The sequence below is a fragment of the Cedecea sp. B1(4) genome (genome assembly GCF_059414925.1).
In genome coordinates, this window is record NZ_JCAHMZ010000243.1 from 1 (window position 1) to 408 (window position 408).

The 408-nt window shown below is 58.9% G+C and carries 1 protein-coding gene; it reads left to right on the forward strand.

The window, feature by feature from the left end; translation table 11 throughout:
* Positions 1 to 193: 193 nt before the first annotated feature.
* Positions 194 to 408, forward strand: a 215-nt coding sequence (locus ACR6JA_RS22795; protein ID WP_494599754.1) for an efflux RND transporter permease subunit, incomplete at its 3' end; no start/stop codon positions are given.

Sequence of the window (408 nt, forward strand, 5' to 3'; positions counted from 1 at the left end):
CGCTGCCACGACCGCAAAGTAGTACGGCGCCCGTGCCGACGATCGCATTGGGTGAACTGGCGCAGGTGAGTGTGCGGCCAGCCGATCCGCCGGAATCTGCTGCCATCTACAAAGGCCAGCCCGCTGTCGTCATGGCGGTTTCGATGGCCTCNNCGATGTCGTCAAGCACGAGATGGGCAAAATGAACCACGTCATGATGGAGACGATCATCGTCGTCCTCGGTGTCGTCGTGCTATTTCTCGGTTGGCGCACCGGGATCATCGTGGGCATGATCGTGCCGTTGACGATCCTCAGTGCACTCATCGTCATGCGCGCGATGAACATCGAGCTTCAGAACGTCTCGATGGGCGCCATCATCATTGCGCTCGGCTTGTTGGTGGACAACGGCATTGTGATTGCCGAAGACAT